The organism is Actinomycetes bacterium (assembly GCA_036000965.1).
In the GTDB taxonomy this organism is placed as follows: Bacteria; Actinomycetota; CALGFH01; order CALGFH01; family CALGFH01; genus DASYUT01.
The window spans coordinates 45,285-61,491 of sequence record DASYUT010000175.1; the positions used below are offsets into that span (position 1 = coordinate 45,285).

The 16,207-nt window shown below is 74.4% G+C and carries 16 protein-coding genes; 8 read left to right on the forward strand and 8 right to left on the reverse strand.

Annotation, left to right across the window (positions count from 1 at the left end; translation table 11 throughout):
- The first annotated feature begins 11 nt into the window (after positions 1-11).
- A complete protein-coding gene (locus tag VG276_15835; protein ID HEV8650822.1) occupies positions 12-1,187 on the forward strand; it encodes a GNAT family N-acetyltransferase in 1,176 nt (391 codons plus the stop codon).
- Here the strand turns inward: VG276_15835 and VG276_15840 are convergent.
- From VG276_15840 to VG276_15850, 3 genes are all read right to left on the reverse strand, one after another.
- On the reverse strand, positions 1,083-1,997 hold the full coding sequence (locus VG276_15840; GenBank protein ID HEV8650823.1) for a cupin domain-containing protein: 915 nt from the start codon (positions 1,995-1,997) through the stop codon (positions 1,083-1,085). The genes VG276_15835 and VG276_15840 overlap by 105 nt on opposite strands.
- Positions 1,969-2,817 (reverse strand): hypothetical protein, encoded by an 849-nt coding sequence (locus tag VG276_15845; protein HEV8650824.1) that lies wholly within the window; start codon positions 2,815-2,817, stop codon positions 1,969-1,971. Before VG276_15845 ends, VG276_15840 begins: the two co-directional genes overlap by 29 nt.
- Before the next feature lie 160 nt (positions 2,818-2,977).
- The gene (locus tag VG276_15850; protein HEV8650825.1) at positions 2,978-3,682 is read right to left on the reverse strand and encodes a transcriptional regulator; all 705 of its coding nucleotides are present in this window, start codon (positions 3,680-3,682) and stop codon (positions 2,978-2,980) included.
- Positions 3,683-4,192: 510 nt separating this feature from the next.
- Here VG276_15850 and VG276_15855 point away from each other — a divergent pair.
- The 7 genes from VG276_15855 (at position 4,193) to VG276_15885 (ending at position 10,853) form a co-directional block, all read left to right on the forward strand.
- Positions 4,193-4,954, forward strand: a complete 762-nt coding sequence (locus VG276_15855; protein HEV8650826.1) for a DeoR/GlpR family DNA-binding transcription regulator — start codon at positions 4,193-4,195, stop codon at positions 4,952-4,954.
- Positions 4,951-5,895, forward strand: coding sequence for a 1-phosphofructokinase (gene pfkB, locus VG276_15860; protein ID HEV8650827.1), 945 nt, complete (start codon positions 4,951-4,953; stop codon positions 5,893-5,895). The genes VG276_15855 and pfkB overlap by 4 nt, the downstream gene beginning before the upstream one ends.
- Positions 5,896-5,899: 4 nt before the next feature.
- Positions 5,900-6,352: a PTS sugar transporter subunit IIA gene (locus tag VG276_15865; GenBank protein HEV8650828.1), complete on the forward strand. Its 453-nt coding sequence runs from the start codon at positions 5,900-5,902 to the stop codon at positions 6,350-6,352.
- Complete coding sequence (locus tag VG276_15870; protein HEV8650829.1) at positions 6,349-7,872, forward strand: fructose-specific PTS transporter subunit EIIC; 1,524 nt, start codon at positions 6,349-6,351, stop codon at positions 7,870-7,872. Before VG276_15865 ends, VG276_15870 begins: the two co-directional genes overlap by 4 nt.
- A gap of 198 nt (positions 7,873-8,070) precedes the next feature.
- Positions 8,071-8,352, forward strand: a complete 282-nt coding sequence (locus VG276_15875) for an HPr family phosphocarrier protein (protein ID HEV8650830.1) — start codon at positions 8,071-8,073, stop codon at positions 8,350-8,352.
- Entirely contained in the window at positions 8,342-10,018 is a 1,677-nt protein-coding gene (ptsP, locus tag VG276_15880) for a phosphoenolpyruvate--protein phosphotransferase (protein ID HEV8650831.1), read from the forward strand. The genes VG276_15875 and ptsP overlap by 11 nt, the downstream gene beginning before the upstream one ends.
- A 205-nt stretch (positions 10,019-10,223) precedes the next feature.
- On the forward strand, positions 10,224-10,853 hold the full coding sequence (locus VG276_15885) for an adenylate kinase (protein HEV8650832.1): 630 nt from the start codon (positions 10,224-10,226) through the stop codon (positions 10,851-10,853).
- Positions 10,854-10,982: 129 nt separating this feature from the next.
- On the opposite strand, the gene VG276_15890 is transcribed toward VG276_15885, so the two are convergent.
- The 5 genes from VG276_15890 to VG276_15910 all read right to left on the reverse strand — a co-directional run.
- Entirely contained in the window at positions 10,983-12,185 is a 1,203-nt protein-coding gene (locus tag VG276_15890) for an NAD(P)/FAD-dependent oxidoreductase (protein ID HEV8650833.1), read from the reverse strand.
- A gap of 62 nt (positions 12,186-12,247) precedes the next feature.
- Positions 12,248-13,255, reverse strand: a complete 1,008-nt coding sequence (locus tag VG276_15895; GenBank protein HEV8650834.1) for an NAD(+)/NADH kinase — start codon at positions 13,253-13,255, stop codon at positions 12,248-12,250.
- Between the two features lie 18 nt (positions 13,256-13,273).
- On the reverse strand, positions 13,274-14,620 hold the full coding sequence (locus tag VG276_15900) for a dihydrolipoamide acetyltransferase family protein (GenBank protein ID HEV8650835.1): 1,347 nt from the start codon (positions 14,618-14,620) through the stop codon (positions 13,274-13,276).
- Positions 14,621-14,633: 13 nt separating this feature from the next.
- Positions 14,634-15,653 (reverse strand): alpha-ketoacid dehydrogenase subunit beta, encoded by a 1,020-nt coding sequence (locus tag VG276_15905; GenBank protein HEV8650836.1) that lies wholly within the window; start codon positions 15,651-15,653, stop codon positions 14,634-14,636.
- Between the two features lie 11 nt (positions 15,654-15,664).
- Positions 15,665-16,207, reverse strand: a 543-nt coding sequence (locus VG276_15910) for a thiamine pyrophosphate-dependent enzyme (GenBank protein ID HEV8650837.1), incomplete at its 5' end; no start/stop codon positions are given.

The following is a 16,207-nucleotide window of genomic DNA, read 5'->3' on the forward strand; positions in this document are numbered from 1 at the left end:
AAGGACGGCGCATGGGCGACCAAAGCGGCCTGCAGCTTCTCGTGCAGCCCCGCCTCGGCGCGCTGGAGCGCGCCTGGGACGCCCTGGTCGAGCGCCTGCCCCTGCCCTCTCCGTTCCTGCGCTCGTGGTGGCTCGAGCAGACCGCGGGCGGCGTCCCCCGCTTCCTGCTGGTCATGGACGGGGATGAGCTGGCCGGCGGGCTCGCTCTGCAAGAGGAGCGGTGGCTCGGCGTGCCGCGCCTGCGCGTGATGGGCGCGGGCGCCCTCTGCCCCGACCACCTCGACGTCGTCGCGCTCCCCGGCCGCGAGCAGGACGTGCTCGCGGCGCTGGCCGCCTGGCTGCGCCGGCCCGGGTCGCGGGTGCTGGACCTCGAGGGCGTGGCCGGCGGCTCCCGCCTCGCGGCGGCGCTTCCCGGGCGGGTGCGCCGCGAGGTCGTCGCCGTGGCCCCATGGGCGCCTCTCGCGGCAGACCCCGGCGACTGGCTGCGCACCCGCCCGCGGGGCTTCCGCGCCACGCTCCGGAAGGCCACCCGGCGGCTCGAGCAGGAGGCGGCCGAGCACCGCGTGCTCCGAGACGGCTCGGTCGACGCCGCGCTCGCCACCCTGCGGCGCCTGCACGGCGCGCAGTGGGGTGAGCGGTCCAACTTCCTGGCCGCCTACGACCAGTTCGCGGCGGCCAGCCGGGCCGGGGCGTCGCGCGGCGAGGTCGTGCTCCACGAGCTCGCCGCGGGCGAGGTGGTCGTCGCCGCGGTGAGCTGCTTCGAACTCGCCGGCCGGGTGAGCCTTTACCAGAGCGGACGGCTGTCCGCGCACCGCTGGCGCAACGCGGCGACCGTCCTGCTCGCCAAGGTGGTCGAGGACGCCTGCCGGCACGGGCTGACCGAGGTCGACCTTCTCCGGGGCGACGAGCCGTACAAGGCGAACTTCGCCTCGGCCGCGCGGGAGATCGTGCGGCTCCAGGCCGCGCACGGGTCGGCCGGGCGCCTGGCACTGGCCGCGCTGGTCCTCGGCACCCGGGTGCGGACGCTGGCGGGGCGCCTCCTCCGGCAGGTCCGCACGCGGCTACGTCACCTCCGCACGCGGCTACGTCACCGGCGCGCGCTTCCTGCCCCGTTGGCCGCGGCGCAGCTGGTGCCGCAGGGCGTACGCGCGCATGGCGGTGACCTTGGCCCGGTCCACCAGCGGTGACTGCCCCGGCCACCTGGGCGACAGGCGCATGCGCCGCAGGCGCGCGTTGAACGCCTGCACCAGCGACTCCCGGTCGGTGTCGGGCGTGAAGAACGTGAGGGTGACCGAGACCGACACCGCGTCCCCGTTGCGCACCCAATGGGGAGTGACCGGCGGGATGTAGACGCCGGCGCCCCGCGTCAGGTCGAACGAGACGAGCTCGGGCGGTAGCGCCTCGACGCGTCCGTGGGAGCCGTCCCAGTACCGCACGACCTCGTGCTGCTCGGCCTGGGGCGTCTCGAACCTGCCGAACGTCAGCCGCTTCTGGCCGTGCATCTGCATGATGAGGCTGTGCTCGATGTCGAAGTGCGCGGGGGTCGTCGAACTCGGCGACGACACGAACACGAACCCGACCCGCCTGCGCATGTCCACGCCGCGCGCGGCGATGTGGGGCTCGACCTCGTCGAGGCAGTCGTCCATCAGCTTCGCGTAGGCCGGGTGCTGCTCGATGTTCAGCAGGGTCAGCCAGGAGCGGTTCTGGTCGAGGAGGCGGACGACGTCCCCGGGCCGGTCGAGCGCGCCGCGGGGCGGCCCTCCTTCCGGGACGAGCAGGGCCTGGTCCGCCGTGTCGTAGATGATCGAGTCCCTCGGCAGGGCGTCGGCCAGGTCGGCGATCGCCTCCAGGGTGAACAGCGGGTGGTCGGCGAGCCTGTGGCCGAACTCGACCGGCTGGCGCCGCCGGAACGCCTCGCCGAACCCCGTCCCCTCGAGCGCCATGAGCCCACCGGCCGGCGTGGGCCCTTCAGCCTCGTGACGCCGGGTCTGTGCCATGGGTCACCCCCCTGTTCGTCCCTTCGTGCCCCTGGTCCGGCAGGGTCGTCCTGCCGAGAGGGCCCTCGCCGTCGAGGTGGAGTTCCACCACGACCGTGTGCGTGACCCGCCGCAGGTACAACAGCAGAGCGTAGAGGAAGACGACGATCCCGGCCATCTCGAGGGCTTCCTCGACGTGGGTTGCGACCATGTAGGCGAGGGTGTCCTTTCCATCCAGGCTCGCCAAATGGCCGCCGACCACCTCCACACCGAGGCTGCCACCGACGAACAACGCTCCGGCAAGCAGGAACCGGCGCCTCGTGGCCGCTGGAAGGCGCATGAGGAACCCGCTGAACACGACGGCGGCGGCGACCACGAGGCCGGCTCCGACGACCACCCACGAGAACAGCGTGAACCTGCTGAACGCGCCGAGGTCGAGACGGCCGACCAGCTCCTCGTGGAAGCTGAGCAGCTCGTCGAAGGCGAGGCCGAGGAAGACCAGCGACAGGAGCCGCCAGTGACGGCCATGGCGCGAGCCCCTCACCAGCCGCTCCGACCGTGCGATCACTGCCAGCAGGGCCGAGCAGGCGAGGATCGCGAGCGTCGAGTAGACGGAGGGGATGTTCATCTCCTTGTCCACGTCGAACAGGCGCGCGGTGAAGTCCCGCAAGGGAAAGTCCGGCAGGAGGAGCACCGCGAGCCACCCCATGGCGGAGAGCAGCGTGAGGATTGCCACCACGAGTGCCAGGAGGCGAGCGACCCGCCCAGGCGAGAGGGAGATGTCGAGCTCCAGCCTCACGCCTGCCCCACTGCGCTGCTCGCTCCCCTGGGCCAGACCCATGCCGCGGCTCCTTGATGTGCGCCGATGCTCCTGAGTTCCCATTCCACGGAGGCGCCAACCCTGGTGGCGAGGCTTTGGCGGCAGCTGGGAGGAGATCGGGAGGGGCGACGACCTCGCCGTCGAGCGACGCGGAGTGCCAACCGGCCTGCCGAGCGGTGGTTCATGGCGCGCCTGCTGGGGCGGGTGGCCAGGGGTCCATCAAGCTGTCCCAGAACATCAGCTCATAGGACTGCAGCAGCCGGGCGGCATGCCGTGCCTGCGCTGGCGGGTCGCCCGCGGCCAGCCCGGCCTGGACCACGGCCAAGGCATGTTCCCGGAAGCCGGGTGCAGGCGTGGCGAAGAAGTCGAAGAAGGCCGTCGCCTCCGGCCCGGCGTCGTGCTGCCCGGCGAGCGCGGCCGAGACACGCCCGCAGTTCTCACCCCACGCGGCCAGGTTGGCCAGGAACGCCACCGCCACGTCGGTGGCTGACCCGTTCAACGCCAGCCACGCCACGAAGGCGGTGTACGCCTGGCCCCGCGCGCTTGGCTCCCGGTCGCCCAGGCTGGCCGGGTCCAGGCCGAGCCAGCGAGCGAACCCGGCCAGGTGCTCGAGCGCCGTCCCCTCCCCCTGGGCGAGCCCGAGGAACAGGTCGCCTGCAGGCGCTGCGGGGAAGCGCGCGGCCAGGAACGCGAAGCTGCGCCGGTCGCTGCCGATGATCGACTGCTGTTCGGCCGCGAGATCGGCCAGCCGGTCACGCGCCACTCTGCCCTCGGCCAGTGCGGTCAGGAACGGATGACCGCGCACGGCGCGCTCGACCGGCTCGAGCTCCGCTTGCACGTCGGCGAGCAGGTCGGCGGCCGTAGGGTGGGCGGAAGCCTCCGGCATCGTGCCTCCTTCGCTGGGATGCACCACGTCAGCTGGGATGCACCACGTCAGGTCCGGCGGGTGGGCTCCAGCTGACACCCTCTCAGCCCTGGCACGCGGACTTCCCGGTTGCTGGCTGTCAGGAGCCTTTGAGATCTCCCCGGGCGCGGTCATGAGAGCCTCCTTGCCGGCTCCGGGAGGTTCTCATGACCGGCGAAGCTGAGGCAGCCTACACGCCCCGTGCGGCCTGCCTGCGCACGTAGCGACGCGTCGTGGCGCCACCTCCGCGTGGCCACCGGAGGACGACCCAGGTCGTGGCGCCACCTTCGCATGGACACCGGAAATGGACACCGGAGGACGACCCAGGAGGATCGAAGGGCAACACCACGGTTCCTGCCCGGTCTGAATGGACATAACTGAGGGGACATGGCTGGGATTGAGGTACGAGGATTGCGGTACGATCGGTATTGACTTCCCACACAAACAGCCGTATACGAATAGGAACACAGACTTAATCGACGGAGAATCCACATGTATGCGGAGCAACGGCAGCAGCGCATCGTGGAACTGGCCCGCAGCGCCGGGCGGGTCGACGTCGCCGCCCTGGTGGCCGAGTTCGAGGTGACCGCTGAGACCGTACGCCGGGACCTGACGGCGCTCGAGCGCCACGGCGTCCTGCGCCGTGTCCACGGCGGCGCCATCCCGGTCGAGCGGCTGGGGTTCGAGCCCGGCCTGGCCGCCCGCGACGCCGTCATGACCGAGGAGAAGGAGCGGATCGCCAAGGCAGCCCTGGCGGAGCTGCCCACCGAGGGCTCGGTGCTCCTGGACGCCGGGACCACCACCGCCCGCCTGGCCGAACTGCTGCCCGGCGACCGGGACCTGACCGTGGTGACCAACGGGCTGCCGATCGCGCTCACCCTGTCGGTCCGCCCGGGGCTCACCCTGCGGCTGCTCGGCGGCCGGGTGCGCGGCCGGACGCTGGCCGTGGTCGACGACTGGGCCCAGCGGGACCTGCGGGAGATCTACGTCGACGTGGCGTTCGTCGGCACCAACGGCATCTCGCTCAAGCGCGGGCTGACCACGCCCGACCCGGCCGAGGCGGCCGTCAAGCGGGCTATGATCGCCGCCGCGAGGCGGGTGGTGGTGCTCGCCGACCACACCAAGGTCGGCTCCGACCACTTCGCCAGATTCGGGAACTTGGAAGACGTCGACCTGCTGGTCACCGACTCCGGGCTGGGCGCCGCCCAGGTCGCCCGGCTCGAGACGGCCGGACTCGAGGTGGTGCGCGCATGATCGTCACCCTGACACCGAACCCGAGCGTCGACCGGACGATCGAGGTGGATGCCCTGGTACGAGGGGCGGTGCTGCGGGCCCAGGCCTCGCGCGTCGACCCGGGCGGCAAGGGAGTCAACGTGTCCCGGGCGCTGGCCGCCAACGCGCGCAAGACGTACGCCGTGCTGCCGGCCGGAGGCTGGGAGGGCGACCAGCTGGCCGCCCTGCTCGCCCCGGAGGACGTCCCGGTCATGCTGGTCCCGGTCAGCGGCTCGATCCGTGCCAACGTCAGCGTGGTCGAACCGGACGGTACCGTGACCAAGCTGAACGAGCCCGGCCCCACCTTGAGCGAGGCCGAGCTCGAGGCGGTCACCGCCGCCACCGTGGCGGCCGCGGCCGGTGCCGACTGGGTGGCCGTGTCCGGAAGCCTCCCGCCCGGCACGCCCGTCGACTTCTACGCCCGCCTGATCCAGCGGCTCGGCCCGGCCTCGGTCCGGGCCGCGGTCGACACCAGCGGCCCGCCGCTGGTCGCCGCCCTGGCCGCCGGCCCGGACCTCATCAAGCCCAACCGGGAAGAGCTGGCCGAGGCGGCGGGTCGGCCGGTGACCACGCTCGGCGAAGCCGTCACCGCCGCCGAGGAGCTGCGTCGCCGCGGTGCCCGCACGGTGCTGGCCAGCCTCGGCGCGGACGGCGCGCTGCTGGTCGACGCCAGCGGAGCCGTGCACGGTGAGGCCCGGGTGGACCGGCCGCGAAGCGCCGTCGGCGCCGGCGACGCGCTGCTGGCCGGCTTCCTGGCCGGCGGTGGCAGCGGGCCCGAGGCCCTGGCCGAGGCGCTCGCCTGGGGGGCCGCCGCCGCCAGCCTGCCCGGCAGCCGGATGCCCCGGCCGGGCGACCTGGACCCGGCCGCCGTCCGGATCTCGACCCGCTTCGACCCCGACCAACCCCTGAAGGAACGGAGCTGAGCCCATGGCGGACCTCATCACCCCCGACCTCGTCGACCTCGATCTGGCCGCCGCCGACCGACACCAGGCGACCCGCTCGCTGGCCGAGCGGCTCCAGGCAGCCGGGCGCGTCACCGACCTCGACGGCTTCCTGGCCGACGTGCGTGCCCGGGAGGCGCAGATGCCGACCGGGATCGAAGGTGGCATCGGCATCCCGCACGCCCGCTCGGCGCACGTCACCGAGCCCACGCTCGGCTTCGGGCGCAGCACGGCCGGGATCGACTTCGGCTCCGACGACGGTCCGGCCGACCTGATCTTCCTCATCGCCGCCCCCGAGGGCGGCGGCGCCGAGCACATGAACATCCTCGCCTCCCTGGCCAGGAGGCTCATCCACGCCTCCTTCAAGGAGGCGCTGCGCACCGCCCCCGACCCGGAGGCCGTCGTCAACCTCATCAAGAAGGAGGTGCTGGGACAGTGAAGATCGTCGCGGTGACGTCGTGTCCCACGGGAATCGCCCATACCTACATGGCGGCCGAGGCGCTCGAGCAGGCCGCCAAGGACGCCGGCCACGAGCTGAAGGTCGAGACCCAGGGCGCGGCTGGTGCCGAGCCGCTGCCCCCCGAGGACATCGCCAACGCCGATGCGGTCGTGTTCGCCGCCGACGTCGAGGTCCGCAACCGCGAGCGGTTCGCCGGCAAGCCGCTCGTCCAGACGTCGGTCAAGCGTGCCATCAACGACGCTCCCGGTGTGCTCGCCGAGGTCGAGACGGCCGCCGAGCGCGGCGTGACGGCCGCCCCGGCCACCGCAGGGCCGGCCGACTCGCTGGTCGCCGATGCCGCGCCGGCGCTGGCCACCAAGGTCGACCAGCAGGCCCACCTGGGGATCCGGCTGCGCGGCTGGCTGATGACCGGCGTCAGCTACATGATCCCGTTCGTCGCCGCCGGAGGGATCCTGATCGCGCTCGCCTTCCTGCTCGGCGGCCCCGAGGTCGCCAACAAGGTCAACGGCGGGACCTTCGAGGGCGTCGAGTACCCCGCCGTCACCGACCTGTCCAAGCTGGTCGTCCAGGCCGGCTGGGCGGGGCTGCTGTTCAAGATCGGCGCGACCTCGTTCTTCATGCTGGTGCCGATCCTGGCCGGCTTCATCGCCTACGCCATGGCCGACCGGCCGGGCCTCGTGCCCGGCATCGTCGCCGGCCTGCTCGCCAACGAGATCGGCGCCGGCTTCCTCGGCGGGCTCATCGGCGGCCTGCTCGCCGGCGCGATCGTCATGGCCATCAAGCGGGTCAAGGTGCCGCGCGGGGTCGCCGGCATCATGCCGGTGGTGGTCATCCCGCTCGTGTCCGCGCTGGTCGTCGGCGCGCTCATGCTGGTGGTGGTCGGCCAGCCGATCGCGGCGGCGACGGAGGGGCTGACCGACTGGCTGAACGGCCTGTCCGGCACCAACGCCGTCGTGCTCGGCGTGCTGATCGGCCTGATGATGGCCTTCGACATGGGCGGCCCGGTGAACAAGGTCGCCTACGCCTTCGGGCTGGCCAGCCTGGCCAGCGGCAACCTCAAGGTGATGGCCGCCGTCATGGCCGCCGGCATGACCCCGCCGCTCGGCCTGGCGCTCGCCACCGTGGTCCGCCCCAAGCTGTTCACCAGGGCCGAGCGGCAGGCCGGGGAGGCGGCCTGGCTGCTCGGGGCGTCGTTCATCACCGAGGGGGCGATCCCCTTCGCCGCCGGCGACCCGATCCGGGTGATCCCGTCGCTGATGCTCGGCAGCGCCGTCACCGGTGGCCTCTCCATGGTGTTCGGCTCCACGTCGCGGGCGCCGCACGGCGGCATCTGGGTGCTCGGGCTGGTCGGCAGGCCCCTGCTGTACCTGGTCGCCATCGTCGCGGGGACGATCGTGACCGCGGTCGTGGTGGCCCTGGCCAAGTCGATCGGGCGCCGGGTCCCCGCCGAGGCCGAGCCGGCCGTCATGCCGACCGGGACCGCGACGGCCACCGGGTAGCACAGTCGCACAGGTGGCGCGATCGGCCGACGGTGCCCTCCGGTGGTCCCAGCTCCCGGAGGGCACCGTCCAACCATGAGGGCACCGCCCCAAACCCCGACGAAGAGGCAGCATCCCAACCCCACGAAGAGGCACCGTCCCAACGAAGAGGCACCATCCCGACGAAGAGGGCACCGTCACAACAAGGAGGTACCTGGTATGGGAGCGACTCGACGGGTCGTCGTCGGCTCCAAGGTCGGGCTGCACGCCCGCCCGGCCGCGCTGTTCGTGCAGACCGCCAGCAAGCTGCCTGTCAAGGTGACGGTCGCCAAGGAGGGCAGCGACCCCGTCGACGCCCGCAGCATCCTGGCCGTGCTCGGCCTGGACATCCGCGGCGGCCAGGAGATCATCCTCGTCGCCGAGGGCGACGGTGCCGAGCAGGCCCTCGACGAGCTGGCCGCCCTCGTGGCCAAGGACCTGGACGCCCCCGATGCCGGCTGAGCTGCAGGGCGTCGGGGTAAGCCCCGGCGTCGTCGTCGGGCCTGTCGCCCGCGTCGGCGGCGAGGTTCCCGTGCCCCCTGAGGGCGGCGCGGCAGCCGACCCGGACACCGAGGCGCGGGCCGCTGCCGAGGCCCTCCAGGCGGTCGCCGACGACCTGGAAGCCAGGGGCCAGGCCGCCGGCGGGGAGGCGCAAGCGGTGCTCGAGGCCCAGGCGATGATGGCCAGGGACCCCGGCCTCGCCGACCAGGTCGAGCAGTACGCCCGCGGCGGGCGCACGGGCGCCCGCGCCGTCTACGAGGCGTTCGGGTTGTACCGCAAGGTCCTCGGCGGGGCCGGGGACTACATGGCGGCCCGGGTCGCCGACCTCGACGACATCAGGGACCGGACCGTCGCCCGGTTGCTCGGCGTGCCCATGCCGGGCGTGCCCGACCCCGGCCACCCATTCGTGCTCGTCGCCCGCGACCTCGCCCCGGCCGACACGGCGACCCTGCCCCGCGACCGCGTGCTCGCCATCGTCACCGAGGAGGGCGGCCCCACCAGCCACACCGCGATCCTGGCCAAGTCCATGGGGGTACCCGCCGTGGTCGCCTGCACGGGCGCCACCGGGCTGGCCGACGGCGTCCAGGTGATCGTCGACGGCGGGGCCGGCCAGGTCGTGGTCGAACCGGACCAGGCGCGGGTCCAGGCCGCCGAGGCCCGGGCCAGGGCCTTGGAAGCAGCCCGGTCGGCATTCGTGGGCCTGGGCCGGACCAGCGACGGTCACCACGTCGACCTGCTCGCCAACGTCGGCGGCCCGGGCGACGTGGAGGCCGCGGTGGCCGCCGGCGCCGAAGGCGTCGGCCTGTTCCGGACCGAGTTCCTCTTCCTGGACCGCACCGACCCGCCGCCGGTCGAGGAGCAGGCGGCCGCCTACCGGTCGGTGCTCGAGGCGTTCCCGGGCGGCAAGGTCGTCATCCGCACCCTGGACGCCGGCGCCGACAAGCCGCTCGCCTTCCTCGACCTGGGCCACGAGCCGAACCCCGCTCTCGGCGTGCGCGGCCTGCGGGCCATGCGCCGCCGGCCGGAGCTGCTCACCGCCCAGCTCGACGCGATCGGGCAGGCCGCCGCCGGCAGCCCGGCCGACGTCTGGGTCATGGCCCCCATGGTGGCCACGGTCGAGGAAGCCAGCTGGTTCCGCGCCCAGCTCGGCGACCGACCGGTGGCCAGGACCGGGGTCATGGTCGAGATCCCAGCGGCCGCCCTGACCGCCGAGGCGATCCTGGCCGAGGCCGACTTCGCCAGCCTCGGCACCAACGACCTGGCCCAGTACACGCTCGCCGCCGACCGGATGGTCGGGGCGCTCGCCAGCCTGCAGAGCCCCTGGCAGCCCGGCCTGCTCAAGCTGGTCGCGATGACCGCGGCGGCCGGCCACGCCGCCGGCAAGCCGGTCGGGGTCTGCGGCGAGGCGGCCGGCGATCCCGTGCTCGCCTTGGTGCTCGTCGGCCTGGGCGTGACCAGCCTGTCGATGGCCCCGCCATCCATCGCAGACGTGCGGATGCTGCTCGGCCGGCACACCCTGGACGACTGCCGCCGACTCGCCGACGAGGCCCTGGCCGCCCCCGATGCGGCCACCGCCCGCGAGCGCGTGCGCGGCGCCACCCCGATCCTCGAGGAGCTCGGGTTGTAGCCGGCCCGCGCCCCGCCTCTGAGCCAGGAGCGAGCCGCGCGCTGGCCGGCCGGCGCGGGCGCGCGGCGCGGTGACGTCGCGCTCCCGCGCGGTCCGCTCGCGGCAAGGGTCGGCCGTCTGGCAAACTCCTGGGCCGGGCGACGTGGAGCCCGGCCCGGCCGGGAGAACCAAGGGGAGGGAGCAAACCAAGGGGAGGGAGCAGGGGATGCGCGTGCTGCTGATCGGCCCGCCCGGGGCGGGCAAGGGCACCCAGGCGAGCCGGATCGCCGCCCACTTCGACCTCACCCGGATCGCCACCGGGGATGCGCTGCGCGAGGAGGTCGCCGGCGGCACCGAGCTCGGCCGGACCGCCAAGGCGTACATGGACCGCGGCGACCTGGTCCCCGACGAGCTGGTCATCGCCATGACCCGCGACCGGGTGGTCAGGGCCAACACCGAGGGCGGCTACATCCTGGACGGCTACCCGCGCACGCTCGTCCAGGCCGAGGCCGCCTACCGCTGGGCCAAGGCCCGCGGGGTACCGTTCGACCTGACCCTGTTCTTCGAGATCGGCGAGGACGAGCTGCTGGCCCGGCTGGCCGGGCGGGCCAGCCAGGAGCACCGCAGCGACGACACCCAGCAGACCATCCGCCATCGCCTCGAGGTGTTCCGGGACCAGACCCTGCCGCTGGTCGACTTCTACCGGCAGCGCGGCATCCTGGTCCGCGTCGAGGCGGTCGGGCCGGTCGACGCCATCAGCGAACGGATCCTGGCCGCGCTCCACTGGTACAAGGCCAACGCCCTGGCCGCTGGCGCCGACCGGCCCGAGTGGGCCTTCGGCCCGACCGAGGGGTGACCCGGCACCCGGGCCACGCGTGTTGCCTCGGTCGCGGGAGGGCTGGGGCTGCGGCGCGTGGCGCGGCGGCAGGCGCCGGCCCCGTCCCGGACCTCCCCGATCGTCGCGACGCGCACGCCCGCCTCGCGGTCAGATGGAGACGGCCGCGTCGGTGACCAGCTCGGCCAGGCTGGGGTGGACGTGGGCGACCCGGGCGAGGTCGAGGTAGCCGGCCTCGAGCTCCATGGCCAGGGCGACCTGGGCGATCACCTCGCTGGCGCCCACGCCTACCATGTGGGCGCCGAGGATCTCGCCGAACTCGGCGTCGACCACGAGCTTGAGGGCACCGGCGGCCTGGTCCAGGGTCAGCGCCCGCGGGCTGGCGGCCAGGTCGGCGAAGCCGACCGCGACCTCGACGCCGCGCGCGGCCGCCTCGGCTTCGGTGAGGCCGACCGCGGCCAGCTCGGGGCGGGTGTTGACGCTGCGCGGCAGGCGCTCCTCGCGGACCTTCACCGACCCGCCCAGGGCGTTGGCGGCGGCCGCCTGGCCCTGGGCGCTGGCCCGGTTGGACAGCCAGCGCGGCCCGGTCACGTCCCCGGCCGCGAACACCCCGGGCAGGCGGGTCCGGCACAGGGCGTCGACCTCGAGGCCGGGCAGGCTGGGCTCGCGGGTGTCGGCCGAGAGGGTGGCCTGGGCGGGGGCGTCGGGGGCGTCGGCGGCGAAGGCCACCCCCCGCTCCTCCAGCGCGAGCTGCACGAACCCGGCCAGGTCGGCGTCTTCGTCGGGCAGCACGCGCCCGTCCGGCGCGACCACGGTGACGCGGCTCCCGGCCGCAGCAAACAGGTCGGCCCACTCCAGCGAGAACCGTCCGGCCCCGAGCACCACCAGGCTGCCGGGCACCGCGCTCAGCCCCATCACCGCGTCGTTGGACAGCGCGCCAGGGGGCGCGACCGAGCGGGCGCCGGCGGCGACCACGGTCGGGACGCCCTCGTAGCCGTCGACCCCGCCGGGGCCGAGCGTTGCCGTGCGCTGCTCCACCGTGACCCGGGCGTAGGCGAGCCGGGCGCGGACCCCGGTGGCGACTGACTCGCTGGCCCTCGACGCCCAGGCCTGGACGCGGTCCCAGGCCAGGGCGGCGTCGCCCGCCTCGACCCCGAGCGCGGCGGCCCGGCGCAGCGCGAGCAGCAGGCCGGCCGAGGTGTGGTACGCGGCCGAGGGGATGCAGCCGGCATGGACGCAGGTGCCGCCGATCAGGCCCCGCTCGACCAGCACGACGTCGGCGCCCGCGCGCCGGCCGGCCAGCGCCGCGGCCACCCCGGCCGGACCGCCACCCACCACCACCAGGTCAGCCACTGCCAGCCGCCGCCGGGTCAGCCACGCCAGACACCAGGTCAGCCACGCCAGACGCCACCAGATCAGCCACGCCGGCCTCCATCCGCTCCGCCACGCCGGGCACCCTCCGCTCCGCCACTGCCGGCCGCCGCCGCGAGGGTGGCCCGGATGTCGACCACCCGGGGGCCGGTCAGGGTCACGGCCGCGCTCGCGCCGCCGTCCACGGCCAGCTCCCGCTCGCCGTCGAGGGCGACCGTGCGGGCACCGCCGCCGAGCGTGACCGGCTCGCCGAGCGCGAGCAGCCGCCAGCTGGCGACCGGGACCCGCGCCACCACGCCGGGCGCGACCGCAGCGACCACCTCGGGCCCGTCCCCCAGCTCGACGTACAGGCCGGCGGGCTCGCCGGGGGCGAGGGGGCGGAGCTGGCCGCCGATGGCCGACAGGCCGACCGACCAGGGCTCGGCCCGGGTCAGCACCAGCGCCAGGACCCGTCCCGGGTCCCAGATGGCTCTGGCCCCGACGAACGGGTCGGTGCAGGCGGCAGCGTCGATCAGCGCGAAGTCCGTTGTCCCGGTCGCCTCGACCTCCACGCGCTTGGCCCTGCTGGCCACCCGGTCCGGCTCGACCGCGCCGGTCGCGACCAGCCCGGCGGCGAGCCCGGCCACGGTGCCGTCGACCATCGTCGGGAACACGTTGTTGGTGCCGGTGGAGACCGCCACCAGCGGCACGTCGCCGCAGGCGGCGGCCACCGCCCGGTTGGTCCCGTCGCCGCCCAGCGTGACGATCGCGCCCACCCCGGCGGCGGCGAGCAGGCCGGCGGCCGCGGTGGAGTCCGACGCCCAGCCGTGGGCCCGGTGGCCGAGCGGCTCCATGGCGACCGGCGGGCGGCCGCCGTCGACCGCGGCGGCCATGATCCCGGCGTTGTCGGCCAGGTACACCACCGTGTCGACCCCGGCCGCGGCCAGGCCGTGGAGCACCCGGCGGACGATCGAGGCCTTCTCGTGGTTGGGCACCACCGACGCGTGGGCGGTGAGGCGGCGGATGTCCCGCCCTGCCGCCGGGTTCGCGATCAGGCCGACCGTCGCGGACATCGCCGTCGGACCACCTGCCTATGCGCCGGTGCGCAGACGCTCGTCGAGCCCTTGCAGGAACCGGGCGGCGGGGGCGCCGTCGACGATCCGGTGGTCGAAGGTGAGCGACAGCCACAGCAGGGGCCGGACCTCGACCCGGCCCTCGACCACCACCGGCTTGTCCACGATCCGGCCCACCCCGAGGATCGCGCACTGGGGCGGGTTCACGATCGGGGTGAACGCGTCGGCGCCGAAGCTGCCCAGGTTGGAGATGGTGAACGTGCCGCCCTCGACCTCGTCCAGGGACAGGGTTCCGGCCTGCGCCTTGGCGGCCAGGTCGGCCCGGTCCTTGGCGATCTCGGCCAGCGGGCGGCGGGCGGCGTCGCGGATGACCGGCACGATCAGCCCGTGGTCGAGGGCCACGGCCACACCCATGTGGACGGCGTCGGGCACGACGATGCCCTGCTCGGTCAGGGTGGCGTTCAGCAGCGGATGCGCGCCGAGCAGGCCGGCGACGGTCTGGACGAGCAGGTCGGTGTAGGTGAGGCGGAGCCCGGTGGCCTCCTCGAACCCGGCCGCGAAGGCGGCCCGCCTGGCCACCAGGCCGCCGGCCTCGACCTCCCGCGCGATGGTGACCTGGGCGGTGGTGCGCAGGCTCTCGGTGAGCCGCTCGGCCACGACCTTGCGGATCCCCACGAACGGCACGACCCGTCCGGACGGGGCTTGGGCAGCCGCCGATGCTTCGGCGCCGCCGGCCGCCGCCCCGGCCGCCGCCTCCGGTCCGGCCCCGGCCGCCCCGGCCGCCGCCTCTGGTCCGGCCACGGCGGTACCGGCCTCGGCGGCCTCGGCGAACGCCTCCACGTCGTCGACCATGATCCGCTTGCCGGGGGTGCCCGGCTGGACCAGGGCGATGTCGACCCCCAGCTCCCTGGCGCGGCGCCGGGCGGCCGGCGACGCCGGTGCCGGCACTCCCCCGCCGCCCTCCCGGGCCGCCCCGGCACCCGTGGCCGGGGTGGCGCCCGACACGGCGGGGACGGCGCCGGGCTGGGCCGGACCAGAGGCGGCGGCCGGCTCCCCGGCGGGCGGGACCGGACCGGCGGCGGCGGCCGGGGCGGCGGCCGGCGCCCCGGCGGGCGGGAACTGGTCGCCTTCGGCGCCGATCAGCGCGAGCAGCGCCCCGACCGGCAGCTCGTGGCCGGGCTCGGCCACCACCCGGCCGAGGATCCCGGACGCGGTCGCGGGCACGACCGCGGTGATCTTCTCGGTGGACAGCTCGAACAGGTCGGCGCCCTCCTCGACCGGGTCGCCCTCCCCCTTCAGCCACTTGGTCACGGCGCCCTTTTTCATCGCCATGCCGAGCTTGGGCATGCGCACCTCGGTGATCATCGCGCTGCCCGGCTCACAGGGTGGCCCGCACCGCCTCGGCGACCCGTTGCGGCGTGGGGATGTAGAAGTCCTCGAGCACCGGCGAGAACGGCACCGGGGTGTGCGGGGCGGTCACGAGCTGGGGCGGGGCGTCCAGGTGGTCGAAGGCGCGGGAGGCCGCCAGCGCCGCGATGTCGGTTGCCATCGAGCAGCGCGGGTTGTCCTCGTCGACCACGACCAGGCGGCCGGTCTTGGCCACCGAGGCCAGGATCGCCTCGTCGTCCATGGGTGACAGCGTGCGCGGGTCCACGACCTCGACCTCGATCCCGTCGCCGGCCAGCGTGTCGGCCGCCTCGAGCGCGAGCTGGACCATGCGGCCGATGGCGACCACGGTGGCGCCGTCGCCGGCGCGCTTCACGTCGGCCCGGCCCAGCTCCACCACGTACTCGCCCTCGGGCACCTCGCCGGTGACGTCGTAGAGGAGCTTGTGCTCGAAGAACACGACCGGGTCGTCGTCGCGGATGGAGGCGGCGAGCAGCCCCTTGGCGTCGGCCGGGGTGGAGGGGACGACCGTCTTCAGCCCCGGCATGTGGGTGAACACCGAGTAGTGGCAGCCCGAGTGCTGCCCAGCGGCCCGGAAGCCGGCGCCGATCATCGTGCGGATGACCATGGGCACCCGCGCCCGGCCGCCGAACATGTACCGGAGCTTGGCGCCCTGGTTGAAGATCTGGTCCATGCAGACGCCGAAGAAGTCCACGAACATCAGCTCGGCGACCGGGCGCAGCCCGGTCGCGGCCGCGCCCACGGCGGCGCCGATGAACCCGGACTCCGAGATCGGCGTGTCGAGCACGCGGTCGCGGCCGAACCGCTGCACGAGGCCCTTGGTGACCCCGAGGACCCCGCCCCAGGCGTCCTCCTGCTCGAACCCGGGGACGGTCGCGCCCCCGGCCACGTCCTCGCCCATGAGCAGCACGTCGGGGTCACGCTCCATCTCGAGGGCCAGGGCCTCGTTGATCGCCTCCCGGAAGGTGATGGTGCGGGTGGTGACGGCCATGGCGGACCCCCTTACCGGTAGGAGACGTACACGTCGGTGAGCGTGTCCTCGGGGGGTGGCTGCGGGCTCTGCTCGGCGAAGGCGATCGCCTCGTCGACCGCGGCCTCGGCGGCCCGGTCGCGCTCCTCGACCTGCTCGGCGGTGAGCAGCCCGCGCTCCACCGCCTGCTTGGCGAAGAAGGTCAGCGGGTCGTGCTCGCGGTAGGCGGCCGACTGCTCGGCGGTCCGGTAGGTGATCTGGTCGCCCTCGAAATGGCCGAAGTAGCGCCAGGTCTTCGCCTCGATCAGGCTCGGGCCTTCGCCCCGGCGGGCCCTGGCCACCGCCTCCCCCGCCGCTTCGTACATGGCGATCACGTCGTAGCCGTCGACCGAGACGCCGGGGATGTTGTAGGAGCCGGCGCGGTCGGCGATGTTGCTCGCCGCGCAGTGGTAGCCGACCGGGGTGGACTCGGCGAAGCCGTTGTTCTCGGCGACGAAGATCACCGGCAGCTTCCAGATCGCGGCCAGGTTCATGCCCTCGTGGGTCGTGCCCTGCTCGGCCGCGCCGTCGCCGAA